This window comes from Haloarcula sp. H-hyl2, from assembly GCF_056934385.1.
Genome location: NZ_JBRIIJ010000001.1, coordinates 1,685,689 through 1,704,421, shown reverse-complemented (window position 1 = coordinate 1,704,421; position 18,733 = coordinate 1,685,689). Strand labels below are relative to the sequence as shown.

Annotated in this window: 21 protein-coding genes; 13 read left to right on the top strand and 8 right to left on the bottom strand. The window is 68.1% G+C overall.

The genetic code is table 11. From position 1 onward, the window contains the following. The first annotated feature begins 3 nt into the window (after positions 1–3). Positions 4–1,320, top strand: a complete 1,317-nt coding sequence (locus Hhyl2_RS08835; RefSeq protein WP_483550373.1) for a hypothetical protein — start codon at positions 4–6, stop codon at positions 1,318–1,320. 5 nt (positions 1,321–1,325) lie between these two features. Here the strand turns inward: Hhyl2_RS08835 and Hhyl2_RS08830 are convergent, their stop codons facing one another. From Hhyl2_RS08830 to Hhyl2_RS08820, 3 genes are all read right to left on the bottom strand, one after another. Next, positions 1,326–1,619, bottom strand: coding sequence for a DUF7521 family protein (locus Hhyl2_RS08830; RefSeq protein ID WP_483550372.1), 294 nt, complete (start codon positions 1,617–1,619; stop codon positions 1,326–1,328). A 102-nt stretch (positions 1,620–1,721) separates the two neighbouring features. Then, on the bottom strand, positions 1,722–2,021 hold the full coding sequence (locus Hhyl2_RS08825; protein ID WP_483550371.1) for a DUF7521 family protein: 300 nt from the start codon (positions 2,019–2,021) through the stop codon (positions 1,722–1,724). A gap of 4 nt (positions 2,022–2,025) precedes the next feature. Further along, on the bottom strand, positions 2,026–2,403 hold the full coding sequence (locus Hhyl2_RS08820) for a winged helix-turn-helix domain-containing protein (RefSeq protein ID WP_276222242.1): 378 nt from the start codon (positions 2,401–2,403) through the stop codon (positions 2,026–2,028). Between the two features lie 212 nt (positions 2,404–2,615). Here Hhyl2_RS08820 and Hhyl2_RS08815 point away from each other — a divergent pair, with 212 nt between their 5' ends. From Hhyl2_RS08815 to Hhyl2_RS08795, 5 genes are all read left to right on the top strand, one after another. After that, the gene (locus tag Hhyl2_RS08815; protein WP_483550370.1) at positions 2,616–3,773 is read left to right on the top strand and encodes a multicopper oxidase domain-containing protein; all 1,158 of its coding nucleotides are present in this window, start codon (positions 2,616–2,618) and stop codon (positions 3,771–3,773) included. Positions 3,774–4,158: 385 nt separating this feature from the next. After that, positions 4,159–4,473 (top strand): Htur_1727 family rSAM-partnered candidate RiPP, encoded by a 315-nt coding sequence (locus Hhyl2_RS08810; RefSeq protein ID WP_483550369.1) that lies wholly within the window; start codon positions 4,159–4,161, stop codon positions 4,471–4,473. Continuing rightward, the gene (locus Hhyl2_RS08805; protein ID WP_483550368.1) at positions 4,470–5,693 is read left to right on the top strand and encodes a TIGR04347 family pseudo-SAM/SPASM protein; all 1,224 of its coding nucleotides are present in this window, start codon (positions 4,470–4,472) and stop codon (positions 5,691–5,693) included. The genes Hhyl2_RS08810 and Hhyl2_RS08805 overlap by 4 nt, the downstream gene beginning before the upstream one ends. A 342-nt stretch (positions 5,694–6,035) precedes the next feature. Next, positions 6,036–6,722 carry a PHP domain-containing protein gene (locus Hhyl2_RS08800; protein ID WP_483550367.1) on the top strand — a complete coding sequence of 229 codons (687 nt, stop codon included), beginning with the start codon at positions 6,036–6,038 and terminating at the stop codon, positions 6,720–6,722. After that, positions 6,722–7,807: an asparagine synthase C-terminal domain-containing protein gene (locus Hhyl2_RS08795; RefSeq protein ID WP_483550366.1), complete on the top strand. Its 1,086-nt coding sequence runs from the start codon at positions 6,722–6,724 to the stop codon at positions 7,805–7,807. Before Hhyl2_RS08800 ends, Hhyl2_RS08795 begins: the two co-directional genes overlap by 1 nt. Positions 7,808–7,835: 28 nt before the next feature. Here Hhyl2_RS08795 and Hhyl2_RS08790 read toward each other — a convergent pair whose 3' ends face one another. From Hhyl2_RS08790 to Hhyl2_RS08780, 3 genes are read right to left on the bottom strand one after another with little or no spacing between them, the layout of a single operon-like run. Further along, the gene (locus tag Hhyl2_RS08790; RefSeq protein ID WP_483550365.1) at positions 7,836–8,243 is read right to left on the bottom strand and encodes a universal stress protein; all 408 of its coding nucleotides are present in this window, start codon (positions 8,241–8,243) and stop codon (positions 7,836–7,838) included. Positions 8,244–8,272: 29 nt separating this feature from the next. After that, positions 8,273–8,749: an NUDIX hydrolase gene (locus Hhyl2_RS08785; protein ID WP_483550364.1), complete on the bottom strand. Its 477-nt coding sequence runs from the start codon at positions 8,747–8,749 to the stop codon at positions 8,273–8,275. Positions 8,750–8,787: 38 nt separating this feature from the next. Continuing rightward, a complete protein-coding gene (locus tag Hhyl2_RS08780) occupies positions 8,788–9,762 on the bottom strand; it encodes a transcription initiation factor IIB (RefSeq protein WP_483550363.1) in 975 nt (324 codons plus the stop codon). A 218-nt stretch (positions 9,763–9,980) separates the two neighbouring features. Here Hhyl2_RS08780 and gatC point away from each other — a divergent pair, with 218 nt between their 5' ends. The 5 genes from gatC to Hhyl2_RS08755 all read left to right on the top strand — a co-directional run bounded on the left by gatC (position 9,981) and on the right by Hhyl2_RS08755 (position 14,613). Then, positions 9,981–10,259: an Asp-tRNA(Asn)/Glu-tRNA(Gln) amidotransferase subunit GatC gene (gatC, locus tag Hhyl2_RS08775; RefSeq protein ID WP_483550362.1), complete on the top strand. Its 279-nt coding sequence runs from the start codon at positions 9,981–9,983 to the stop codon at positions 10,257–10,259. Position 10,260: 1 nt separating this feature from the next. Beyond that, complete coding sequence (gene gatA, locus Hhyl2_RS08770; RefSeq protein ID WP_483550361.1) at positions 10,261–11,538, top strand: Asp-tRNA(Asn)/Glu-tRNA(Gln) amidotransferase subunit GatA; 1,278 nt, start codon at positions 10,261–10,263, stop codon at positions 11,536–11,538. 180 nt (positions 11,539–11,718) lie between these two features. Continuing rightward, complete coding sequence (locus Hhyl2_RS08765) at positions 11,719–11,895, top strand: hypothetical protein (RefSeq protein ID WP_483550360.1); 177 nt, start codon at positions 11,719–11,721, stop codon at positions 11,893–11,895. A gap of 51 nt (positions 11,896–11,946) precedes the next feature. Beyond that, entirely contained in the window at positions 11,947–13,059 is a 1,113-nt protein-coding gene (locus tag Hhyl2_RS08760; RefSeq protein WP_483550359.1) for a M48 family metallopeptidase, read from the top strand. A gap of 42 nt (positions 13,060–13,101) precedes the next feature. Beyond that, on the top strand, positions 13,102–14,613 hold the full coding sequence (locus Hhyl2_RS08755; protein ID WP_483550358.1) for an FAD-binding domain-containing protein: 1,512 nt from the start codon (positions 13,102–13,104) through the stop codon (positions 14,611–14,613). Here the strand turns inward: Hhyl2_RS08755 and Hhyl2_RS08750 are convergent. Then, on the bottom strand, positions 14,600–15,727 hold the full coding sequence (locus tag Hhyl2_RS08750; protein WP_483550357.1) for a glycosyltransferase family 4 protein: 1,128 nt from the start codon (positions 15,725–15,727) through the stop codon (positions 14,600–14,602). The two genes, Hhyl2_RS08755 and Hhyl2_RS08750, sit on opposite strands and share 14 nt — an antisense overlap. Positions 15,728–15,821: 94 nt before the next feature. Between Hhyl2_RS08750 and Hhyl2_RS08745 the strand changes: the two genes are divergently transcribed. Then, complete coding sequence (locus Hhyl2_RS08745; RefSeq protein ID WP_483550356.1) at positions 15,822–17,144, top strand: MFS transporter; 1,323 nt, start codon at positions 15,822–15,824, stop codon at positions 17,142–17,144. Here Hhyl2_RS08745 and Hhyl2_RS08740 read toward each other — a convergent pair whose 3' ends face one another. Further along, entirely contained in the window at positions 17,145–18,095 is a 951-nt protein-coding gene (locus Hhyl2_RS08740) for a hypothetical protein (protein WP_483550355.1), read from the bottom strand. Between the two features lie 116 nt (positions 18,096–18,211). Here Hhyl2_RS08740 and Hhyl2_RS08735 point away from each other — a divergent pair, with 116 nt between their 5' ends. Then, entirely contained in the window at positions 18,212–18,730 is a 519-nt protein-coding gene (locus Hhyl2_RS08735; RefSeq protein ID WP_483550354.1) for a GNAT family N-acetyltransferase, read from the top strand. The last annotated feature ends 3 nt before the right edge of the window (positions 18,731–18,733 follow it).

The following is an 18,733-nucleotide window of genomic DNA, read 5'->3' as shown; positions in this document are numbered from 1 at the left end:
GTGATGAGCGCCATCCCCGGATCCATCGACGCGGAGGCCGGCCCGCCGATGACGATCCCGCTGCGACACTTCGTCGTCGCGCTGGGCTTTCTCGTGGCCGGTGTCGCCGTCGGCGTCCTCGGCGGCCGCGCCGGCCACCTCGCACAGGTCCATCTGCTGCTCGCTGGCTGGGTCTGCCTGACAATCCTCGGCGCGATGACCCAGTTCGTCCCGGTCTGGGCCGGCGTGGCGCTGCACTCCCGCCGGCTCGCAGCGCTGCAGTTGCCCCTCGCAGCGGTCGGGTTCGCCGGGCTCGCGGCCGGGCTCGCGCTCCGCGTCGACGTCGTCCTGCCGGTCGCAGGCGCCCTCGCACTGCTGGGCGTCTGGCTGTTCTGTTACAACGTTGCCCGGACGCTCGCGGCGGCGGACCTGGACGAGACGACCGGACTGTTCGCGGTCGCACTGGGCTTTTTCGTCCTGGTGACGCTGGCCGGACTCGCGCTCGCGCTGGACCGCGCCGTCGGACTCCTGTCCCTCGCGGGCCTCACGTACGCCGGCGTGCTCACCGCCCACGCGACGCTGGCGGTGTTCGGCGCCATCCTCACGACCGTCGCGGGCGCGCTCGCGCAGTTGGCCCCGATGTTCACGCAGGCCGACACCGGTCGGCCGACCGCACTGCTCCAGCGCGCCGGCCTCGTCGGCTACCCGGTCGGCGTCGTCCTCCTGGCTGGCGGACGGCTGGTCGGCAACGCGGGACTCGCCCGCGTCGGTGGGCTGCTCGTCGCCGGGGGGCTGGCCGCCGTCGCGCTCGTCCTGGCACGCCGGCTGGCCGGTGCGACCGTCGACTGGTCGCCGATGCTGACCCGCTACGCAGTCGTCGCGGCGTCGCTGGCAATCTGGGGCCCCCTCGCCGCGACGACCTGGTGGCAGGACCCGCTGGGGTACGCCGGCCTGTTCGGGCATCCAGTGGCGGGGACGCTGTTGCTCGTCGGCGGCGTGGGGTTCGTCGTCTTCGGGACGCTCTATCACGTCGTTCCGTTCATCGTCTGGGTCCACCGCTACAGCGACCGCCTGGGCTTCGAGGATGTCCCGATGATCGACGACCTCTACGACAGCCGGATAGCGGCTGGCGACGCGACCACGCTCGTCGGTGCCGGCGTCGTGGCCGTCGCACACGAGGCAGCGGTGGTCCCGGACGGCGCAGCGCTGGTGGCTGGCGCACTCGCGTTCCTGGGTGCTGTCATGTTCGCTGCCAACCTCGGCTCGGTGCTCGTCACGCACGGTCCCCAGTCCGTCCCGGAACTCGTCGGCGGGCGCCTCCATCGCGTCTGGAACCGCTAGCGCTGTCATCCGTCGCTGGGCTGGTCGGTGTACAGCGAGTAGGTCAGCACGGCGAATCCGGCGGCCGTGAACGTGCTCTCGACGGTGACGCTGGTCGCGACGGGGAACTCCAGCACCTGGTGGAGGCTCCCGGCGAAGAGGCTGCCGACGGTCACGAGGCCGATACCGACGAACAGGGCTCGCATGGCAGGAGCGTCCGTTCGGCGGTACGCGCGGTAGGTGAGCGCGGTCAACACCGCGCCACACGCGAGTGTCACTGTCTTGGCTGCGATGAGCAGGATCGTACTGGGGCCGATCATAGTATTCTCTCCTGCGATAGAATCCTTCATATATATTCCAGGGCGTTTTCAGCGCCTGGGAAGCCCGGCTCGGAGCTGGTCGGCGTGGTCTCTCGGGCCGCACTACCGGACGTACAGCGAGTAGAGGATGATACCGAGGCCGATAGCGGTCAGGCCACTGGAGACGAACACGCTCGTGTAGATGAGGTCGATACCGTAGAAGTTGCCCACGACGATGTCCAGGACACCACCCAACACCGCCCCCAACGTAACGACTCCGAACCCGTACGTGAGCCACTTGTGCTGTGGTGTCCCGGTCCGCCGGTAGGCCTGGTACGAGTAGTAGGTGATGAGCCCACCGATGATGAGGATGAGCGTCTTCGAGACGACGATACCGATCTGTGAACTGGGTATGTGTGGCATGGTACTACGTCTCCTTGCGGACTTCCGACCAGAGGTTCTCCAGGCGCTGGTCCGGCGAACGCGCGCGGTGTGAGATATCGACCGCGAGGTTGCGGTCCTCGTCTAGGGCGATGACGACCTCCTCGAAATCGACAGCGTACCGGCTCGCGTGCTGGCCGTCGGGGCGCACCTCGACACCCTCGTACAGCAGCGACGACTCGGTCAGCAGTTCGAGTTTCCGGTAGGCCGTCGACAGCGGGACGCCGCTCTCGTCGGATATCTCGCTTGCCGTCATCGGCTCGTCGAGCACGCTGACGATGGCTCGACAGTCCTCGTCGTCGAGCGCGTCGAGCACCGTCTCTAGCTCCGGTGTCTCGTCGTCAGCGAACGGGTCCCGGACCATCTTGCCCGGACGTGGCCCCTCTACACGTTTAAGATTCCCGAATCACGCGCAAACCTACCGACAGCGGCCGTGTCGGCCGGGAAAAACCTCCCGTGAAACTTAGGGTGGGCTTATGAAAGGTTCGCGGGCGTTCTCAGCGGCCGGGAACACTTCTACCCCGCTGAGAACACGCTCAGGGGGTTTATACTGAGGTTCCGTATCGCCGAGTGCACATGACGGATCACATCGGCGCACCCGGTTCGGGTATCTCTCGTCGCGACTTCGTGAAGGCATCCGGTCTCGGTGGCACGCTCGCTATCGCGGGCTGTTCCGCACCTGGTGACCCGCAGGAGACAGTCGACACGGCCACGGATACGGCCACGACGGCGGCCAGCACGTCCAGCGACCTCCCGACGACGTCGCCGCCGGAGGTCGTCAACGTCGACGAACAGGGCGGCAAAGTAACCCTCTCCTCGGTCCCGGCCCGCCACGAGGCCCACCCTGGCGATACGATGGGCGGCCCGGTCGAACTCCCGCAAGTCTGGGCGTTCAAGGCCGACGACGGCGCGCCCAGCGTCCCCGGTCCCATCCTCCGGACGACTGAGGGCGAGCCGATGGAGGTCACCCTGGACAACTCCGACGGGATGCGACCCCACACCATCCACTTCCACGCCGTCTCGAAGCAGTGGGAGGACGACGGCGTCCCGACGACGACCGGCGTCCGCGTCGACCCCGGCCAGAAACACACCTACACCATCCCCGCGGACGTGCCCGGGACGCACCTCTATCACTGCCACTACCAGACCCCACGGCACCTCGACATGGGGATGTTCGGCATCTTCCGCGTCGACCCCAAGGGGTACGAACCGGCCGACAAGGAGTACTTCCTCTCGCTGAAGGAGTGGGACTCCCGACTGAACAAGCAGATGGCTGGCATGGACGCCAGCTACAGCCCGCGCAACCGCAACCCCGACACGTTCACGGTCAACGGCAAGTCCGCGCCCCGGACCCTCCACCCCGAGGACGGCTCGCCGATCATCGTCGAGCAGGGCGATACGGTCCGCCTGCACCTGCTCAATTCGGGCTACATGGACCACCCGATGCACATCCACAACCACCGCTTCGAGGTGACCCACAAGGACGGCGGCCGGATCCCCGACGCCGCTCGCCACGAGCAGGACGTCTGTTCGATCCCGCCTGCCGGCCGGCGGACCGTCGAGTTCACCGCCGACGCCGATCCCGGGATCTATCTGATGCACTGTCACAAGGTCAACCACGTGATGAACGGGTCGGCTTACCCCGGCGGGATGCTCACCGGCGTCGTCTACAAGGAGGCGATGGACACCGATATCTTCGGGAAATTGATGGAGTATGCGGGGTACGAGGGTTGAGCGAAGCGAGACCCTCGTACCAAGCGAGCGGCGGAGCCGCGAGCAGTGAGGGCTGACCCTAGGGAAGCCCTCGAAACAAACGAACGGCGAACGAAGTGAGCCGTGAGGGACGAAGGCTGAGCGAAGCGAGACCCTCGGAACAAGCGAGCGGGGAGAGCGAGGCGCTCCGTGCCTCGAGGACGAGCGGTGAAACCGCGAGTCGAAGCGACCCGTGGGGGACGAAGGCTGACCGTCGGACAGCCCTCGCAAGCACCGCGACTCGCGACGGGCCAGTGGCGGCCGGGAGCTGGCAGCTCCGACCCGAATCGGCCGATCGTGTTCCCCCCGTTCCCACCGGATGGGAACGCGCTGGACCCGTTTTTTAGTGGGGAAACAAGGCACGGGTATGGGACAACTGGACCACGAGGTCGACGCGCCGCGGGGTGCGACGAGTCGCGAGTGGGAGGTGTTCGTCCGCGAGGCAGCCGCGGACCCGCTGACCCACGCCGGGAGCGTCAGCGCGCCCACCGAGGACATCGCTCGTGAGCAGGCAGCCAAACTGTTCGGTCACGCCGCCGTCGCCCTGTGGCTCTGTCCGGCTGACGAGACCCGCCGGTACCAGGACGAGTCGCTGGCACTCGACCCGGCGGCCGAGGAGGGCGACGCGACCATGGACGAGGCCGAGATGCACGCCGAGACGCTCCGGGGTGAGGACGCGTGATCTCCGTCTCGAAACTGCTCTGTGACCTGGACGCGGAGGGCGACGGCCTGCGCTACGACGCGGCCGACGACTCGACGAAGGCCCAGATCCGCGAGGAGAAACAGCGCCGCCCGGTCGTCGTCTGGAACGTCACCAAGCAGTGCAACCTCTACTGTGACCACTGCTACGCCGCCGCGGACACCGACATCGCCGACGGCGAACTCTCGACCGCGGAGGGGAAGGCGCTGCTGGACGATCTGGCCGACTACGGCGCTCCCGTGATCCTCTTTTCCGGCGGCGAACCGCTCGTCCGTCAGGACCTCGAAGAACTGGTCGCCCACGCCAACGAGGTCGGCGTCCGCCCGGTGCTCTCGACGAACGGGACGCTCATCACCGCCGAACGGGCCCGCTCGCTGAAGGCCGCTGGTCTGAAGTACGCCGGCATCTCCGTCGACGGCCTTCCCGAGGCCAACGACGACTTCCGGGGGATGGAGGGGGCCTTCGAGGGCGCCATCCAGGGCATCGAGAACTGCCTGGACGCGGGGCTGAAGACCGGCCTCCGGTACACGATCACCGACCGGAACGCAGCGGATCTCGAAGGGGTCGTCGACCTGCTGACCGACGTCGGCGTCGACCGGTTCTGTTTCTACCACCTGGACTACGGCGGCCGTGGGACCGAGATCGTCGACGCCGACCTCACGCCCAGCGAACGCCGGGACGCCGTCGAGCGCGTCTGTGACATGACCCGTAAGTACCACGACCGGGGCGAGGAGATCGAGACGCTGCTGGTGGGTAACTACGCCGACGCGGCTTACATCGTCGAGTACGCCCGTGAACACCTCGGCGAGGCCCAGGCCCGGCGGGTCTACGAGTACCTGCGGGTCAACGGCGGCGACCCGACCGGCGAGCGGGTCGCGGACATCGACTACCAGGGGAACGTCCACCCCACGCAGTTCTGGCAGGGGTGCACGCTGGGCAACGTCCGGGACCGCCCCTTCGGCGCTATCTGGGAGGACGAGTCGAACCCGCTCCTGCGTGGCCTCCGGGACCGCGAGGGGCGTCTCACCGGCAAGTGCGCCGACTGCCGCTACGCGAGCGTCTGTCGCGGCGCGTCCCGCCTCCGGGCGCTCACCGTCGAGGACGACCTGTTCGCGCCCGACCCGCAGTGCTACCTGACGGACAACGAGATCCGTGGTCCGGAACCGTTCGCCGGGGCGGAGTCGCCCGGCGCGGCCGACTGAACCGCCGGGGAGTATCGCCCCCCGTTTCAATCCCCCCACGAGAAAGGGAGACGATGGAATAGGTTCTGTCCCGAACATCTACGTGCGGCCGTCGTCTCGCGGCCGTGCAGGTATCTGTCCGTGGCTCCAGCATGGGAGCACCAGTCGCGACCGCTCGGGCATCGGTCGCCCGGTGGGCTCGGGCGACCGTTTCGGATGACAGCAGGGATCGCGTCTCAGTAGCACATGGCGTGGGGTATCGAACCCGACCCATCTCACCGATTTCCGCCGTGTTTTCCGTAGCGCACCTCCCGACAGCGACGTACCGAGGTGTTTTTGCCCCGTCCTCGTCTACTCGTGGGTGTGCTGTCGGTCGAGCTTCACACGCACTCGTCGCTGTCGTACGACGGTCGTGACCCTGTCGAGTTACTCCTAGAACAGGCCGAAGCGGTGGGTCTGGACGCGCTCGCGGTCACGGACCACGACGAGATCGACGCCAGTCTCCGAGCGGCCGAACTGGCCCCCGAGTACGGCCTGATCGGGATCACCGGGATGGAGGTGACCTCCGCCGCCGGCCACGTGCTGGCGCTGGGTATCCAGGAGGCGATTCCGCAGGGCCTATCGTTCGCCGAGACGCTCGACCGCATCCGCGACCAGGGCGGAACCGCCGTCGTCCCCCACCCCTTCCAGGAGTCCCGCTCGGGCGTCCTCGAACACATCTCCAAGGACGAACTCGCGACTGCCGACGCCATCGAGGTGTACAACTCCCGGCTGCTGACCGGCCGGTCGAACCGCCAGGCCGAGCGGTTCGCCAGACGGCGTGGCCTCCCGATGACCGCGGGGAGCGACGCCCACATCGCCGAGATGGTCGGCCAGGCGGTCACCAACGTCGACGCCGAGGGGCGCTCACAGGCGGCGATCCTCGATGCCGTCCGGGCCGGCCGGACGACCGTCGAGGGCGAACGAACGCCCTGGCGGATCAGTTTCCGGCAGGCCGCCGGGGGCGCTAAACGACGGATGAAGAACCGCCTCGGGAGCTTTCTGGACTGATGCAGGGGGCCGACGACGACGCCGTGAGGGCGGCGCTGGAGGTCGGCGATCCGCTTCCCGGCACCGGCGGGTTCGCCGGACGACTCGACGACCGTCTCGTCAGGGACGTCCTCGGTCGCTATCCGCTGTTCGTGGATGCGACCGACACCGAGACGGACGCGCCCGACTGGAGCCACGACCCCGCAGTCCTCGACGACCCACGATCGTTCCCGGCCGGCCACGTCCGCGACGAGACGGGCACACGGCGGGTCTGGTCGCTCCCCGACCCCGACCCGTTCGGCGACGACAAGACGGCCGTCGAGACGGTCCGGGAGGCCGCCGAGACGAGCGTCGACGCCGTCTCGACCGACGGCCTCGCTATCGCCTTCTCGGGCGGCGTCGACTCCGCGCTCCTGGCCGCGCGGCTGGATGCGCCGCTGTACGTCGCCGGCTTTCCCGACAGCCACGATGTCGAGGCGGCACGCTCGGCGGCCGACCTGCTGGACCGGGAGCTTCGGGTCGTCGAGTTGACCCACGACGCCATCGAGCGCGCGGTTCCGGAGATCGTCGCGGCAACCGGCCGCACGAACGCCATGGCCGTCCAGATCGCGCTCCCGCTGTACCTGACAGCAGAGCGCGTCGCCGCCGACGGCTTCGACCGCCTCGCGGTGGGTCAGGGCGCGGACGAACTGTTCGGCGGGTACGCGAAGGTGGCGAAGGCACCCGAGGATCCCCGCGTGGAGGCCGAGGCGGTTCGGGGCGCCCAGCGGGAGGTCGTCGCGACGCTGCCCGATCAGCTGGAACGGGACGTTCTGGTCCTGCGAGCGGCCGGCGTCGAACCGGTCGCGCCGCTGCTCCACGACCGGGTGGTCGACGCTGCGCTCCGTCTGGACGACCACCAGCTTGTCGACGGTGACACCCGGAAGTGGGCGCTCCGGCAGGCGGCCCGTGACTCGCTTCCGGAGGCCATCGCGACCAGAGACAAGAAAGCCGCCCAGTACGGTTCGCTCGCGTCCAGGGAACTCGACCGGCTGGCCAGACAGGCCGGCTACAAGCGCCGGATGGACGATCACGTGACGAAGTACGTCCAGTCGCTGGTCGAGTGAACCCCGAGGAGCTAGTGCGAACGGCGTCTCAGGCGCTCCGGCCAGCACCGGTGACCGCGACCGGCCGCTCGGAGTCGAGGATGACCGACTGGCTGACGCTCCCGAACACGAGCGCGCCCAGGGGTGACCGCTTCCGACCGCCCATGACGATCATGTCGACGTCGTGGTCCTCGGCGACCGTGACGATACGCTCGGCTGGCTCGCCGTAGACCGATTCCGTCTCGACCTCGACGCCGGCGTCCCGGAGGTCCTCGACCATCAGTTTGCCAGCGGTGGTCTGCTCGACGGTCGTCTTCTCGGCCATCTCCTCGCTGTCGAAGACGTGGATCACGGACGCTTTCACGAACTCGGCGGGTTCCGGCAGGGCGAGTGTGGCTGCCGTCTGTGCCGACGCGCGTTCCTCGTTGCTGTCGACCGGGAGCAGAACGTGATACATGCTAGCATCTTGCTCGATCCCCAGGAAAGTTATGACTCGGCTACCGTTTTGATCGCTCTATGGCCGATCTCGACGACGTCAGCCGGTAAGTCGTCGGTACTGGCGTCCAGGTCCGCCGGCGTGAACCACTCCCAGTCGTCGGCTGGCTGTTCGCCGGGGCCGGGATCGATGTCGCGGCGCTCGGCGGCTCCGTAGAAGATGAAGTCGATGTGCTGGTGGCCCACGGCGCCGTCGGAATCGACGTTGATGTCCTCCAGCAGGAAGTGCTGTGGCTGGGGGATCGACCGGACCGTCTCGCTCTCGATAGCTTCCTGTGGGGCGACGAGGTCGACGTCCATGCCGAGTTCCTCGCGGGTCTCCCGGAGCGCCGCCTCGTGCGGGAGTTCGTCCCGGTCGACGTGGCCGCCGGCCGGGAGCCACATTTCGAGTTTGTCGTGTTCGTGCAGCGCGACGGCGCCGTCGCTGACGACGTAGACGGTCGCGACGAAATGCCGTGTCGTCTCCATACCACCCGCGAGGAGACGGACGGTGGTCTAGGTTACGATCAGGGGTGGACCTCGTCCTCGGCCTCCAGCAGTTCGTGGTAGCGGTTGCGGATGGTGACCTCGGAGATGTTGGCCACCTCGCTGACCTCGCTCTGGGTGACCTTCTCGTTGGTCAGCAGCGAGGCCGCGTAGACGGCCGCGGCCGCGAGGCCGACGGGCGACTTCCCGGAGTGGACGCCCTGCTGTTTGGCGTTCTGGAGGAGCTGGCGGGCGCGCCGCTCGACCTCCTCGGAGAGGTCGAGATCCGAGGCGAAGCGGGGGACGTAGCTCTCGGGGTCGGCGGGCTGGATCTCCAGGTTGAGCTCCCGGACGACGTAGCGGTACGTGCGGGCGATCTCGTCCTTGTCGACGCGGGAGACGTTGGCGATCTCGTCGAGCGACCGGGGGGTACCGGCCTGGCGGGCCGCGGCGTACAGCGACGCCGTCGAGACGCCCTCGATAGACCGTCCGGGCAGGAGGTCCTCGTCCAGCGCGCGCCGGTAGATGACGCTGGCGGTCTCGCGGACGTTATCGGGCAGTCCCAGCGCCGATGCCATGCGGTCGATCTCGCCCAGCGCCTGCTTGAGGTTCCGTTCCTTGGAATCACGCGTGCGGAACCGCTCGTTCCAGGTCCGCAGGCGCTGCATCTTCTCGCGCTGGCGCGAGGACAGGGAGTTCCCGTAGGCGTCCTTGTCCTGCCAGCCGATGTTGGTCGACAGGCCCTTGTCGTGCATCATGTTCGTCGTCGGCGCACCGACGCGGGACTTCTCGTCTTTCTCCTTGGAGTCGAACGCCCGCCACTCGGGACCGGGGTCGATCTCGTCTTCCTCGACGACCAGGCCACAGTCTTCACAGACGGTCTCGCCACGTTCGCTGTCCGAAAGCAGGGAGCCACCACATTCTGGACAGACGAGCGATTCGTCCTCCTCCTCGTCTGTCTGCTCGTGCTCTGTGTCGCGCTCACTCGTGTATCGGCGGATGGTGGTGTCGGTCATTGGTTACGTACAGACGGGTCTGGATACCCGGAAAACGTGTTGTGCACTCAATGATAATGGGCCGAGAAACTTAAATCCTTTGCCTACTCTGTTAGCATTCCTTTCCGTATCGGAAAACAAAATTCGCTTTCACGATCACATTTTCTCCCGACCGGCCAACAGCCGAGAGGAGTACCCGTTTCGAAACGCTTACCGACGGGCCAGTTCTCCGCACGGACATGAGCGATAGCGCCGTCGACCCCGACGAAGTCCGCCACGTCGCGGACCTCGCCCGCGTCGACCTCGACGACGAGGAGGTCGAGCGGTTCACCGAGCAGTTCGCCGATATCCTCGACGCCTTCGAGGCGCTCGACGAGGTACCCGAGACGGACCGCGAGGAGGATCTCTCGAACGTGATGCGTCCCGACGAGGTCAGAGAGAGCCTGAGCCAGGAGGAAGCGCTCCAGAACGCTCCCGACTCCGAGGCCGGACAGTTCAAGGGGCCGAAGGTGTCCTGAGATGACGGAGTACAACGGCTACATCACCGCCGAGGCCATCGAGGGGGCCGACGATGGGCCGCTCGCCGGCACGACCGTCGCGGTCAAGGACAACATCTCGACCGAGGGCGTCCAGACCACCGCAGGGTCGGCGATGCTGGAGGGGTACGTCCCGCCCTACGACGCGACGGTCGTCCAGCGGCTGAAAGACGCCGGCGCGACCATCCCCGGCAAGACGAATATGGACGAGTTCGGGATGGGGACCACGACCGAGACCTCCGCGTACGGCGCCGTCGAGAATCCGGCCGCCGAGGGTCACGTCCCCGGTGGCTCCTCGGGTGGTTCGGCGGCCGTCGTCGCCGCCGGTGACGCCGACATGGCACTCGGTTCGGACACCGGCGGCTCGATCCGCTGTCCGGCCGCGTTCTGTGGCGTCGTCGGCATCAAGCCAACCTACGGGCTCGTCTCGCGGTACGGCCTCATCGCCTACGCCAACAGCCTCGAACAGATCGGGCCGATCGCCCCCTCCGTCGAGGAGGCCGCCGAACTGCTGGAGGTACTGGCCGGCCCCGACGAGCGTGACGCGACGACCCGCGAGGCCCCCGAGGCAGCGGGCTCCTACGCCGACGCCGCCGACGGCGACGTCGACGGCCTCTCGATCGGGGTCCCGACGGAACTGCTCGACGGCGCGGACGAGGCCGTCGTCGAGACGTTCTGGGACGCCATGGACGAACTGGAAGCCCAGGGCGCCAGCTACCACGAGGTCGACCTCCCCAGCGTCGAACACGCCGTCGAGGCCTACTACGTCATCGCGATGTCGGAGGCCTCCTCGAATCTCGCACGGTTCGATGGCGTCCGGTACGGACAGTCGGGTGGCTTCGAGGGCAACTGGAACGAGTCCTTCGCCAACGCCCGCGAGGAGGGCTTCGGCGAGGAGGTCAAACGCCGGATCCTGCTCGGCACCTACGCCCTCTCTGCGGGCTACCACGACAAGTACTACAAGAAAGCCCAGGACGCCCGTGCGTGGGTCAAACAGGACTTCGACGAGGCGCTTTCCGACGCCGACGTGCTGGCCTCGCCGACGATGCCGGTCCCGCCGATGGAACGCGGCGAGAGCCTGGACGACCCACTCACGATGTATCTGGCCGACGCCAACACGACGCCGGTGAACCTGGCGAACCTCCCCGCCATCTCCGTGCCTGCCGGCGAGACCGGCGACGGCCTCCCGGTCGGGCTTCAGATCGTCGGCCCCGCGTTCGGCGAGCGGGAGATAATTCGGGCCGGCAGCGCGCTGGCGTAGCCGACGTCGACGGCTCGTCCATCGCTCGGTGACCGACGCGTAGCGATGGCGACGACGGCTGGCCGGACCCGACGAACCCGCACAGCACTCCTCGCGCTCACAGTCGTTCTCGACCCCGACGAGTGACCCGTCGGAGTCCGCGACGGTAGCGTTTAGCCGGTCGCGGTCCAACGAATACCCATGGCAGACGACGGGACCTGGCTCCACTGGCCGACGATGGCGAAAGCGTTGGCAGTCGGTATCGGCGCCGGACTCCTGTTGGCCGTCGCGTTCGGTGACTTCTACTTCGGACTCCTGCTCGGCGTGCTCAACGGTCTCGCGTTCGGCGTCGGCTGGTCCCGGACGCGCCACGGGTGAACTGTCAGCTCGCTCGACACGTTTTTGCCCGGCCGGGGTGAACTGCGAGCCATGCCCCCGACGCAGCCCTCCACCCCACGTCAGTACGGCCGTCTCGCCGTGTTGGTCGCCGTGCTGGTCATCTTCGACGCCGTCGCCGTGGCCGCCGCGTACGTCCTGGGTCACGTCTTCTTCGCGGTCGTCACCACGATGCAGTTCAATCCCGACATGGCGGCGGCGATACTCCGCTTCGACCTCGTCCCGCTGGGCCCGTTCGTGCTCGTCGGGACGCCGGTCGCACTCGTCGCCCAGTCCGTGTTCGGCTACCGGATGACACTCAGGGACGTCGACACCGTCGCTACCGGGACCGACGGGACCGAGATGCCCGCCGACGCCCTCTCCGACCAGGTCGCCAAACTGGCACACACCGCCGGCATGACGCGGCCGGACGTGCGGGTGATCGAGTCGGAGACGCCCAACAGTTTCGTCGCCAGCCGACCGGGCGAACGGACGCTGTTCGTGACGACGGCGCTCGTCGAGGTGCTCGACGACGACGAACTCGGTGCCGTGTTGGCCCACGAACTCGCACACCTCGACAACGGCGACTCGTTCGTGATGACCGCCGCCGCGTTCCTCCCGACGGTGACGACGCGGTTCGTCGAACGGCTCTTCGAGGACGCCGCCGACTCTCCGCTGTTCAGACGGCTCCGCGGTGAGGACGTCGACTGGGACCTGACCGCCGTCTTCAAATCGTACAACCCGCTGATGGTGTTGCTGTTCTCGGTGGCCGCACTGCCCGTCGTCGGCGCGCTGTACCTGGGGAGCACGGCCTGTTACCGCCTGTTGTCACGGGTCCGAGAGTACGCGGCCGACGCCGGCGGGGTCGCCATCTGCGGGTCTCCGGCGGCGATGGCCAGCGCACTGGAGACGCTGACGACCGACCACCGTCCCGAGGGCGATCTCCGGACCGCCGAGACCGGTGTCCGGGAACTGTGTGTCCTCCCGTATGCCATCGATACGGCCGCTGTCGAGGAGGAGACCGACGCGGACCCCGACCGGATCGACCGCATCGTCCAGAGATGGGACGCGTTCTGTCGCGACGTACTGCCGGGCTCCCATCCCGAACCCGAGGAGCGTATCGCGGCACTTCGCGAGCGTCAGGCAGCCCTCGACCGGGCCGACTGAGTCGCCCGACCGGTTTAGTCGCTGGGAGCCTAACGCCGACCCGTGACGACCATCCTCGTCTGGCACCGGGCGGACCTCCGGACGGCCGACAACCGTGCGCTGGCGGCCGCCTGCGAGGACGGCGACCGCGTCGCACCGGCGTTCGTCGTCGACCCACGCTACTACGGGCCGGACGGGCTGGCCTGTGACGGCCGTCTCCAGTTCCTGCACGACTGTCTCGACGACCTCGACCGCCAGTACCGTGACCGCGAGGGGTCGCTGGTGCTGCTCCAGGGTGACCCCAGAGAGCGACTCCGAGGGCTCCTCGACGAGGCTGTCGACGCCATCTACTACAACCGCCATCCGACGGCCCGGTACGGCAGGCGGGTCGCCGACGAGGTCCGCTCCTGGCCGGCGACGACCGCGTTCGCCGACGACGGCATCCGGTACGCCGACGAGCGCCACCGCGACGGAACGACGGCGGTCGACACCCACGAGGACTGGGACGACCACTGCGAGAGCTACTTCGAGGCCGACCCCGCACCGCGACCGACCGAGATGTCGGCGACTCCCGTCGCCAGCGACGTGACGCTCGATGAGGTGGCCTCGCGAGCGGGGCTCGACCCCGACAAGCGAGAGATGCCACAGGGAGGGACCATCGCGGCCAACGCCCGTCTGGAGGGGTTCTGCGACCGTATCGGCGAATACCCGTCGGTGGTGTCGCCGCCGGCCGCGGCCGCCGAGCGGTCCTCCCGTCTCTCGCCGGACCTCGCGTTCGGCGTCCTCTCGCCCCGGCAGGTCTACCAGCGGGTCCAGCAGTGCCCGGACGGCCGCGGCACGTCGATGTTCGTCTCGCGGCTCTACTGGAACCGCCACTACCACCAGAAACTGGCCGACTGGCCGGGCTGGACCGACCGGGCGGTGAACCCGGTCTTCCGGGGACTGTTTCGCGACGAGCACGACTCCGACCTCGACCGGGCCTGGAAGCAGGGACGGACGGGGTTCCCCATGGCCGACGCGGCGATGCGGGCGCTGACCGAGACCGGCTACATCAACTTCCGGATGCGAGCGCTGGTCGCGACGGTCTACGTCTACGTCCTCAAGCAGTGGTGGAAGCGCGGTGCCGACTTCATGTACGCCCACCTCGTCGACGCCGACGCAGCGATCAACTACACGCAGTGGCAGTCACAGTGCAACCTCACCGGCGTCCACCCGGTCCGGGTGTACGACCCGGCGAACCAGCAGCGGGAGTACGACTCCGACGGCGAGTTCGTCCGGAAGTACGTCCCCGAACTGGCATCGCTCCCGGACGAACACCTCGCCCGCCCCGAGCAGACGCCGGTCCACGTCCAGCGCGAGTGCGGCGTCGACGTCGGCACGGACTACCCGTATCCGGTCGTCGACTACGACCACGAAGCCGACCGGGCCCGCCAGATCTATGCGGACCTGGCCGACCGGGCGAGGGAAGCGCTGTCGGATCCCCGGATTCGGCGGCGTGGCTCGTTCTCGAACCGTGGTCGCGACCGGACCGATGACGACGACAGCCGCGGACAGGCGTCGCTCACCGACTTCTGACGCTGCGCTTGGGGGACAGCACACGGTCGTAGACGTCGGTCAGTTGGTCGATGGCGTGGTCGACGCCGACCGTCTCCCGGCGTGCCAGGCAGTTCTCGCGGAGGCGGTCGTAGTCGTCGAGCGTGCGCTCGATGGCCTGCCGGAAGCCGGCGATATCCCCCTCGTCGTAGGTGTAGCCGGTCTCGCCCCCGTCGATAGTGTCCCGGAGCGCGCCCGCGTCGACGCCGGCGACGGGCGTCCCACAGCAGTTGGCCTCCAGCGCGACCAGTCCCTGTGTCTCGACGGGGCTCGGGAACGCGAAGACGTCGAGCGCGCTGTACAGTGCCGGCAGTTCCTCGCGGTCGAGAAAACCCAGAAAGTGGACGTCGACGTCGCTCTCGGCGGCGGTGGCCTCCAGATCCTCGCGGGCAGGGCCGTCCCCCCCGAAGACGACGGTCACGTCCAGTCCCTCGCAGGCGGCAACGACGTCGTCCAGACACTTCTCGTAGCCGTGTCGGCCGGTGTAGCCCACGAGCGGACCGTCGGGGAGGTCGTGGCGTTCGCGGAACGCTTCCCTGTCCTTGGGTTCGAAGAAGTCGGTGTCGACGCCGTTGGAGATGACCGACACCTCGACATCGACCCCCAGGTCCCGGATGTAGTCGGCGGTGCGGTCGCTGGGGGCGACAACCATGTCGGCCCGGTCCAGATACCACCGCTCGTAGCTCTCGGCCGACGAGCGGACCGCCGACTCGACGGTTCCGTTGAACGAGACGTACTCGGCGTACTCGGCGGTCGGTGTATGATAGGATGCGACCAGCGGGACGTCCAGTTTCCGGGCGAGTCGCTGGCCAGCCATCCCCAGGCTGAACGGGGTGTGAGCGTGGACCAGGTCGGCCCCGCGGACGGCACTGGGGATCTGTGGCATCCCAAGCCGGTACCCCTCGTAGAAGGGGAACGGGAGGCTCCGGACGGGGTGTTCGCCGGGCTGTGGGTCGTGTGCACTGCGCGGGTAGACGACGTCCATCCGACCGCCACGGGCCTGCCAGTAGTCCCGCCAGGTCTTGACGGTGTAGGTGACCCCGTTGACGGTGGGAAGGTAGGTGTCTGTGAACGTCGCGACGTGTGGCAGTGCCATCGACGCGGCGTAACACGACCAGCGGTTAAATCGTTGCCATACGCGATTGTCCGCGGGCCAAACGGTTTTGTGGCTGCTACCGGATGGGTGAGCAATGGTTTCGGACCGCTGGCTGTACGCGTGGGCATTGGGTTCTGTCGCACTCGGGGCCGCGTCGTTGCTCGTCCCGCTGTATTTCGTCAGCATCGGCGGCGAGACGCTGATGCTGGGTGTGCTCGCCGGCGTCGCGGCCGCCGCGGGTGCACCCGGCGCGCTCATCTTCGGCCGCATCGCCGACCGGACGGGCAAACGGCGCTCGCTCGTCCTGGCAGCGCTGGGGATGGCCGTCGTCGCCATCACCGCCGTCTCGCTGACCGAGTCCGAGTGGCTGGTCGTCGCCGGCAACGGGTTGTTGTGGTTCGCTGCGGGTGCCGTCGCACCCGTGCTGACGCTGCTGGTCACCGTGGGCCACCTCGAACGGGACTGGCCGGGCCGGTTCGCCACGCTGAACCGGTACCAGGGGTGGGGCTGGGCCGGCGGACTCGTGCTCGGCCTGCTCTGGACGACCGCACTCTCGGGGCCGCTGGGCGCGCAGTTCGCACAGCGGACGCTGCTGTGGGTCTGTGCCGGAGCGGCCGGACTGGCCGCGCTGCTGGCTGGCGGGTGGCTCCCGGGCGACCCCGACGAACTGGAACGACCCCGACCCAGTCGCATCGCCCGCGCGGTCGTCCGCTCACGGCGACTCCCGGTCCGGAGCGCCACGTTCCCGGTCGGGCCAGGCCGGCTCTACTGGCTCACACGGTCGATCCATCCCCGCGAGATCCTGGCGCGGCTCACCCCGTCGCTGTCACTGTACTTCGTCGCGGTCGTCGCCATCTTCGTCGGCTTCGGGACGTTCTGGGGGCCACTGCCGCTGTATCTCTCGCGCACGCTGGAGTACAGTTCGGGGATCATCTTCGCGCTGTATCTGGTCTCCAGCGTCGGCTCGGCGCTGTTCTACGGCGGGGCCGGACGACTGGCCGAGCGCTACGACGCCAGCGGACTCCAGGCTGGCGGCCTGCTCGCCCGTGCCGCGCTGCACCCGGCCGTCGCCGTCGTCGGACTCTCCATCTCGGCGACCACGGTCGCGCTCGTGACCAACGGGCTCGTCTTCGTCCTCATCGGGGTCGCCTGGGCGGTCATCGCGGTCACCGCGGCTAGTATCGTCACGCGCCTGGCGCCGCCGTCCATCCGGGGCGTCGCACTCGGGCTCTACACGGCCGTCTCGGGGCTGGCAAACGGCGTCGGCTCTGTTCTGGGTGGCTGGCTGGGCAGTCAGGGGTTCATGCTGGCGTTCGGTGTCGCCGGCGGGTTCGTCTTCGTCGGCGCATTGCTCGTCGCGCTCGTCTGGCGCCGGAGCCCACAGAACAGCCCCGAACAGTCACCGCTGGCGGGGTGATCAGGGCGTCGCCGTCGCTTCTGCTCGCAGCGAGAACGTCGTCCAGTAGCCCTCGCCCTCGTATCGGACGAGATACGTGCTCCCTCCCTCGTCGTCCTCGGCTGCCAGCGGCCGAACCGGATCCTGCTGGCGAAACCGCTCGGCGAGCGACCGGACAGCGTCCGGCGGCTCCTCGTCAGGTGGAACGACGAAGCGGTCCTCGTCGGTCGCGGTCTCGACGATCTCCCGCTCGGCCCCGGAGAGATCCTCGAAGGCGAACGCGAACCGCTCTCGGAGCCGGCGACCGTAGGCCGACGCGGACGTGACCCGCTCGCCGCCGTACTCGAAGGTCTTCAGGACCGACTCGTCGGACCCGTCGACGACCCACTCGGCCTCGGCGCCGGTTGCCCACGTGATGGCGCTGTACTGTGAGTCGGGCACCAGCACCGACCGCTCGCGCTCGGCGTCGGTGTACAGGAACGTCGTCCCGATGCCGACGGGGGCGCCGTCGTCGAGGCCGTGCTCGGCGAACTGCTGGCGGTCGACCGCTGGCAGGTCCGCGAAGGCGATGGTCTTCGACGGGGGCGGGGACGACTGGAGGATATCGACTTTCACGGCGTAGGTCGTCGCCGGTGTTTCGTCGACGACAGTGGCGCCCAGTTCGTAGACGCCGTCGCCGTAGCTGATCCGACGGTCCGTCGGTAGCGGTGGGCGAAGCCGTTCGACGGTCGCACCGCCGTCGAGAATGCTCTCTACGAGCCTCGCTTTCCGGTCCGTCTCCTCCGTCGGGACCGAATAGAGGACTCTATCGGGGAGTTCGCTGTCCGGGAGCGCATGCATATCTAGACGTGCGGTCGGCGCCTCCGCGGCGAGGTCGCCACGGCGGAACGGTGTAACGGGTCCCGTACAGCCGGCGACTGTGACAGCCGAGGAGAGCGTGACGGCTCCGCGGAGGAACGAACGGCGGTCCATACCACTAGCATTCCGCCGCCGGACCCAAGAATCGGGGGGTGGGTCAAACCGGGGTTTGAGCCTGCGCGATCGGGCCACGGTAAAGGCTTATCCGACCGGTTCCGGAAGTCTCCGCCATGCCCGGTCCGGTCTATCTCGACGGCCCGACAGTGACACTTCGTCCAGCCACACCGGAAGACGACGACTTCTTACTCCGCAATCTCAACGATCCAGAGATACGACACGGCGGCTACGAAGGCTATCGAACGCCCGTTTCGGCCGCCGACATCGAGGCCAAACTGGATGCCGACGACCGGCATCTGTTTCTCGCCTGTCGTGAGGAGACGCCCGTCGGGAGCGTCTCGCTCAAGAACATCGACCTCGCGGGGCGGACGGCCGAACTCGGCTACTGGATCACCACTGCCGAGCAGGGCAACGGGTACGCGACGGCCGCCGCAGACCTCTGTCTCACCCACGCCTTCGCCGAACTCGGTCTTCACAAGGTCTGGGCTCGCACCGTCGGCGACAACGAACCCTCGAAACGGGTCCTGGAGAACCTTGGGTTCCAGCAGGAAGGTGTCCTCCGTGAACAGTGGTACGGGTTCGACCGGTACGTCGACGAGTACCGGTTCGGGCTCCTCCGCTCCGAGCGCTGAAGC

Bases quoted from the DNA above. Each gene is read 5' to 3' on its own strand.
- Hhyl2_RS08835 (WP_483550373.1), top strand. From the start codon at position 4: ATGAGCGCCATCCCCGGATCCATCGACGCGGAGGCCGGCCCGCCGATG.
- Hhyl2_RS08785 (WP_483550364.1), bottom strand. From the start codon at position 8,749: ATGGAGACGACACGGCATTTCGTCGCGACCGTCTACGTCGTCAGCGAC.
- Hhyl2_RS08825 (WP_483550371.1), bottom strand. From the start codon at position 2,021: ATGCCACACATACCCAGTTCACAGATCGGTATCGTCGTCTCGAAGACG.
- Hhyl2_RS08820 (WP_276222242.1), bottom strand. From the start codon at position 2,403: ATGGTCCGGGACCCGTTCGCTGACGACGAGACACCGGAGCTAGAGACG.
- Hhyl2_RS08815 (WP_483550370.1), top strand. From the start codon at position 2,616: ATGACGGATCACATCGGCGCACCCGGTTCGGGTATCTCTCGTCGCGAC.
- Hhyl2_RS08780 (WP_483550363.1), bottom strand. From the start codon at position 9,762: ATGACCGACACCACCATCCGCCGATACACGAGTGAGCGCGACACAGAG.
- Hhyl2_RS08745 (WP_483550356.1), top strand. From the start codon at position 15,822: ATGGTTTCGGACCGCTGGCTGTACGCGTGGGCATTGGGTTCTGTCGCA.
- Hhyl2_RS08795 (WP_483550366.1), top strand. From the start codon at position 6,722: ATGCAGGGGGCCGACGACGACGCCGTGAGGGCGGCGCTGGAGGTCGGC.
- Hhyl2_RS08790 (WP_483550365.1), bottom strand. From the start codon at position 8,243: ATGTATCACGTTCTGCTCCCGGTCGACAGCAACGAGGAACGCGCGTCG.
- Hhyl2_RS08760 (WP_483550359.1), top strand. From the start codon at position 11,947: ATGCCCCCGACGCAGCCCTCCACCCCACGTCAGTACGGCCGTCTCGCC.
- Hhyl2_RS08740 (WP_483550355.1), bottom strand. From the start codon at position 18,095: ATGGACCGCCGTTCGTTCCTCCGCGGAGCCGTCACGCTCTCCTCGGCT.
- Hhyl2_RS08830 (WP_483550372.1), bottom strand. From the start codon at position 1,619: ATGATCGGCCCCAGTACGATCCTGCTCATCGCAGCCAAGACAGTGACA.
- gatA (WP_483550361.1), top strand. From the start codon at position 10,261: ATGACGGAGTACAACGGCTACATCACCGCCGAGGCCATCGAGGGGGCC.
- Hhyl2_RS08765 (WP_483550360.1), top strand. From the start codon at position 11,719: ATGGCAGACGACGGGACCTGGCTCCACTGGCCGACGATGGCGAAAGCG.
- Hhyl2_RS08810 (WP_483550369.1), top strand. From the start codon at position 4,159: ATGGGACAACTGGACCACGAGGTCGACGCGCCGCGGGGTGCGACGAGT.
- gatC (WP_483550362.1), top strand. From the start codon at position 9,981: ATGAGCGATAGCGCCGTCGACCCCGACGAAGTCCGCCACGTCGCGGAC.
- Hhyl2_RS08735 (WP_483550354.1), top strand. From the start codon at position 18,212: ATGCCCGGTCCGGTCTATCTCGACGGCCCGACAGTGACACTTCGTCCA.
- Hhyl2_RS08750 (WP_483550357.1), bottom strand. From the start codon at position 15,727: ATGGCACTGCCACACGTCGCGACGTTCACAGACACCTACCTTCCCACC.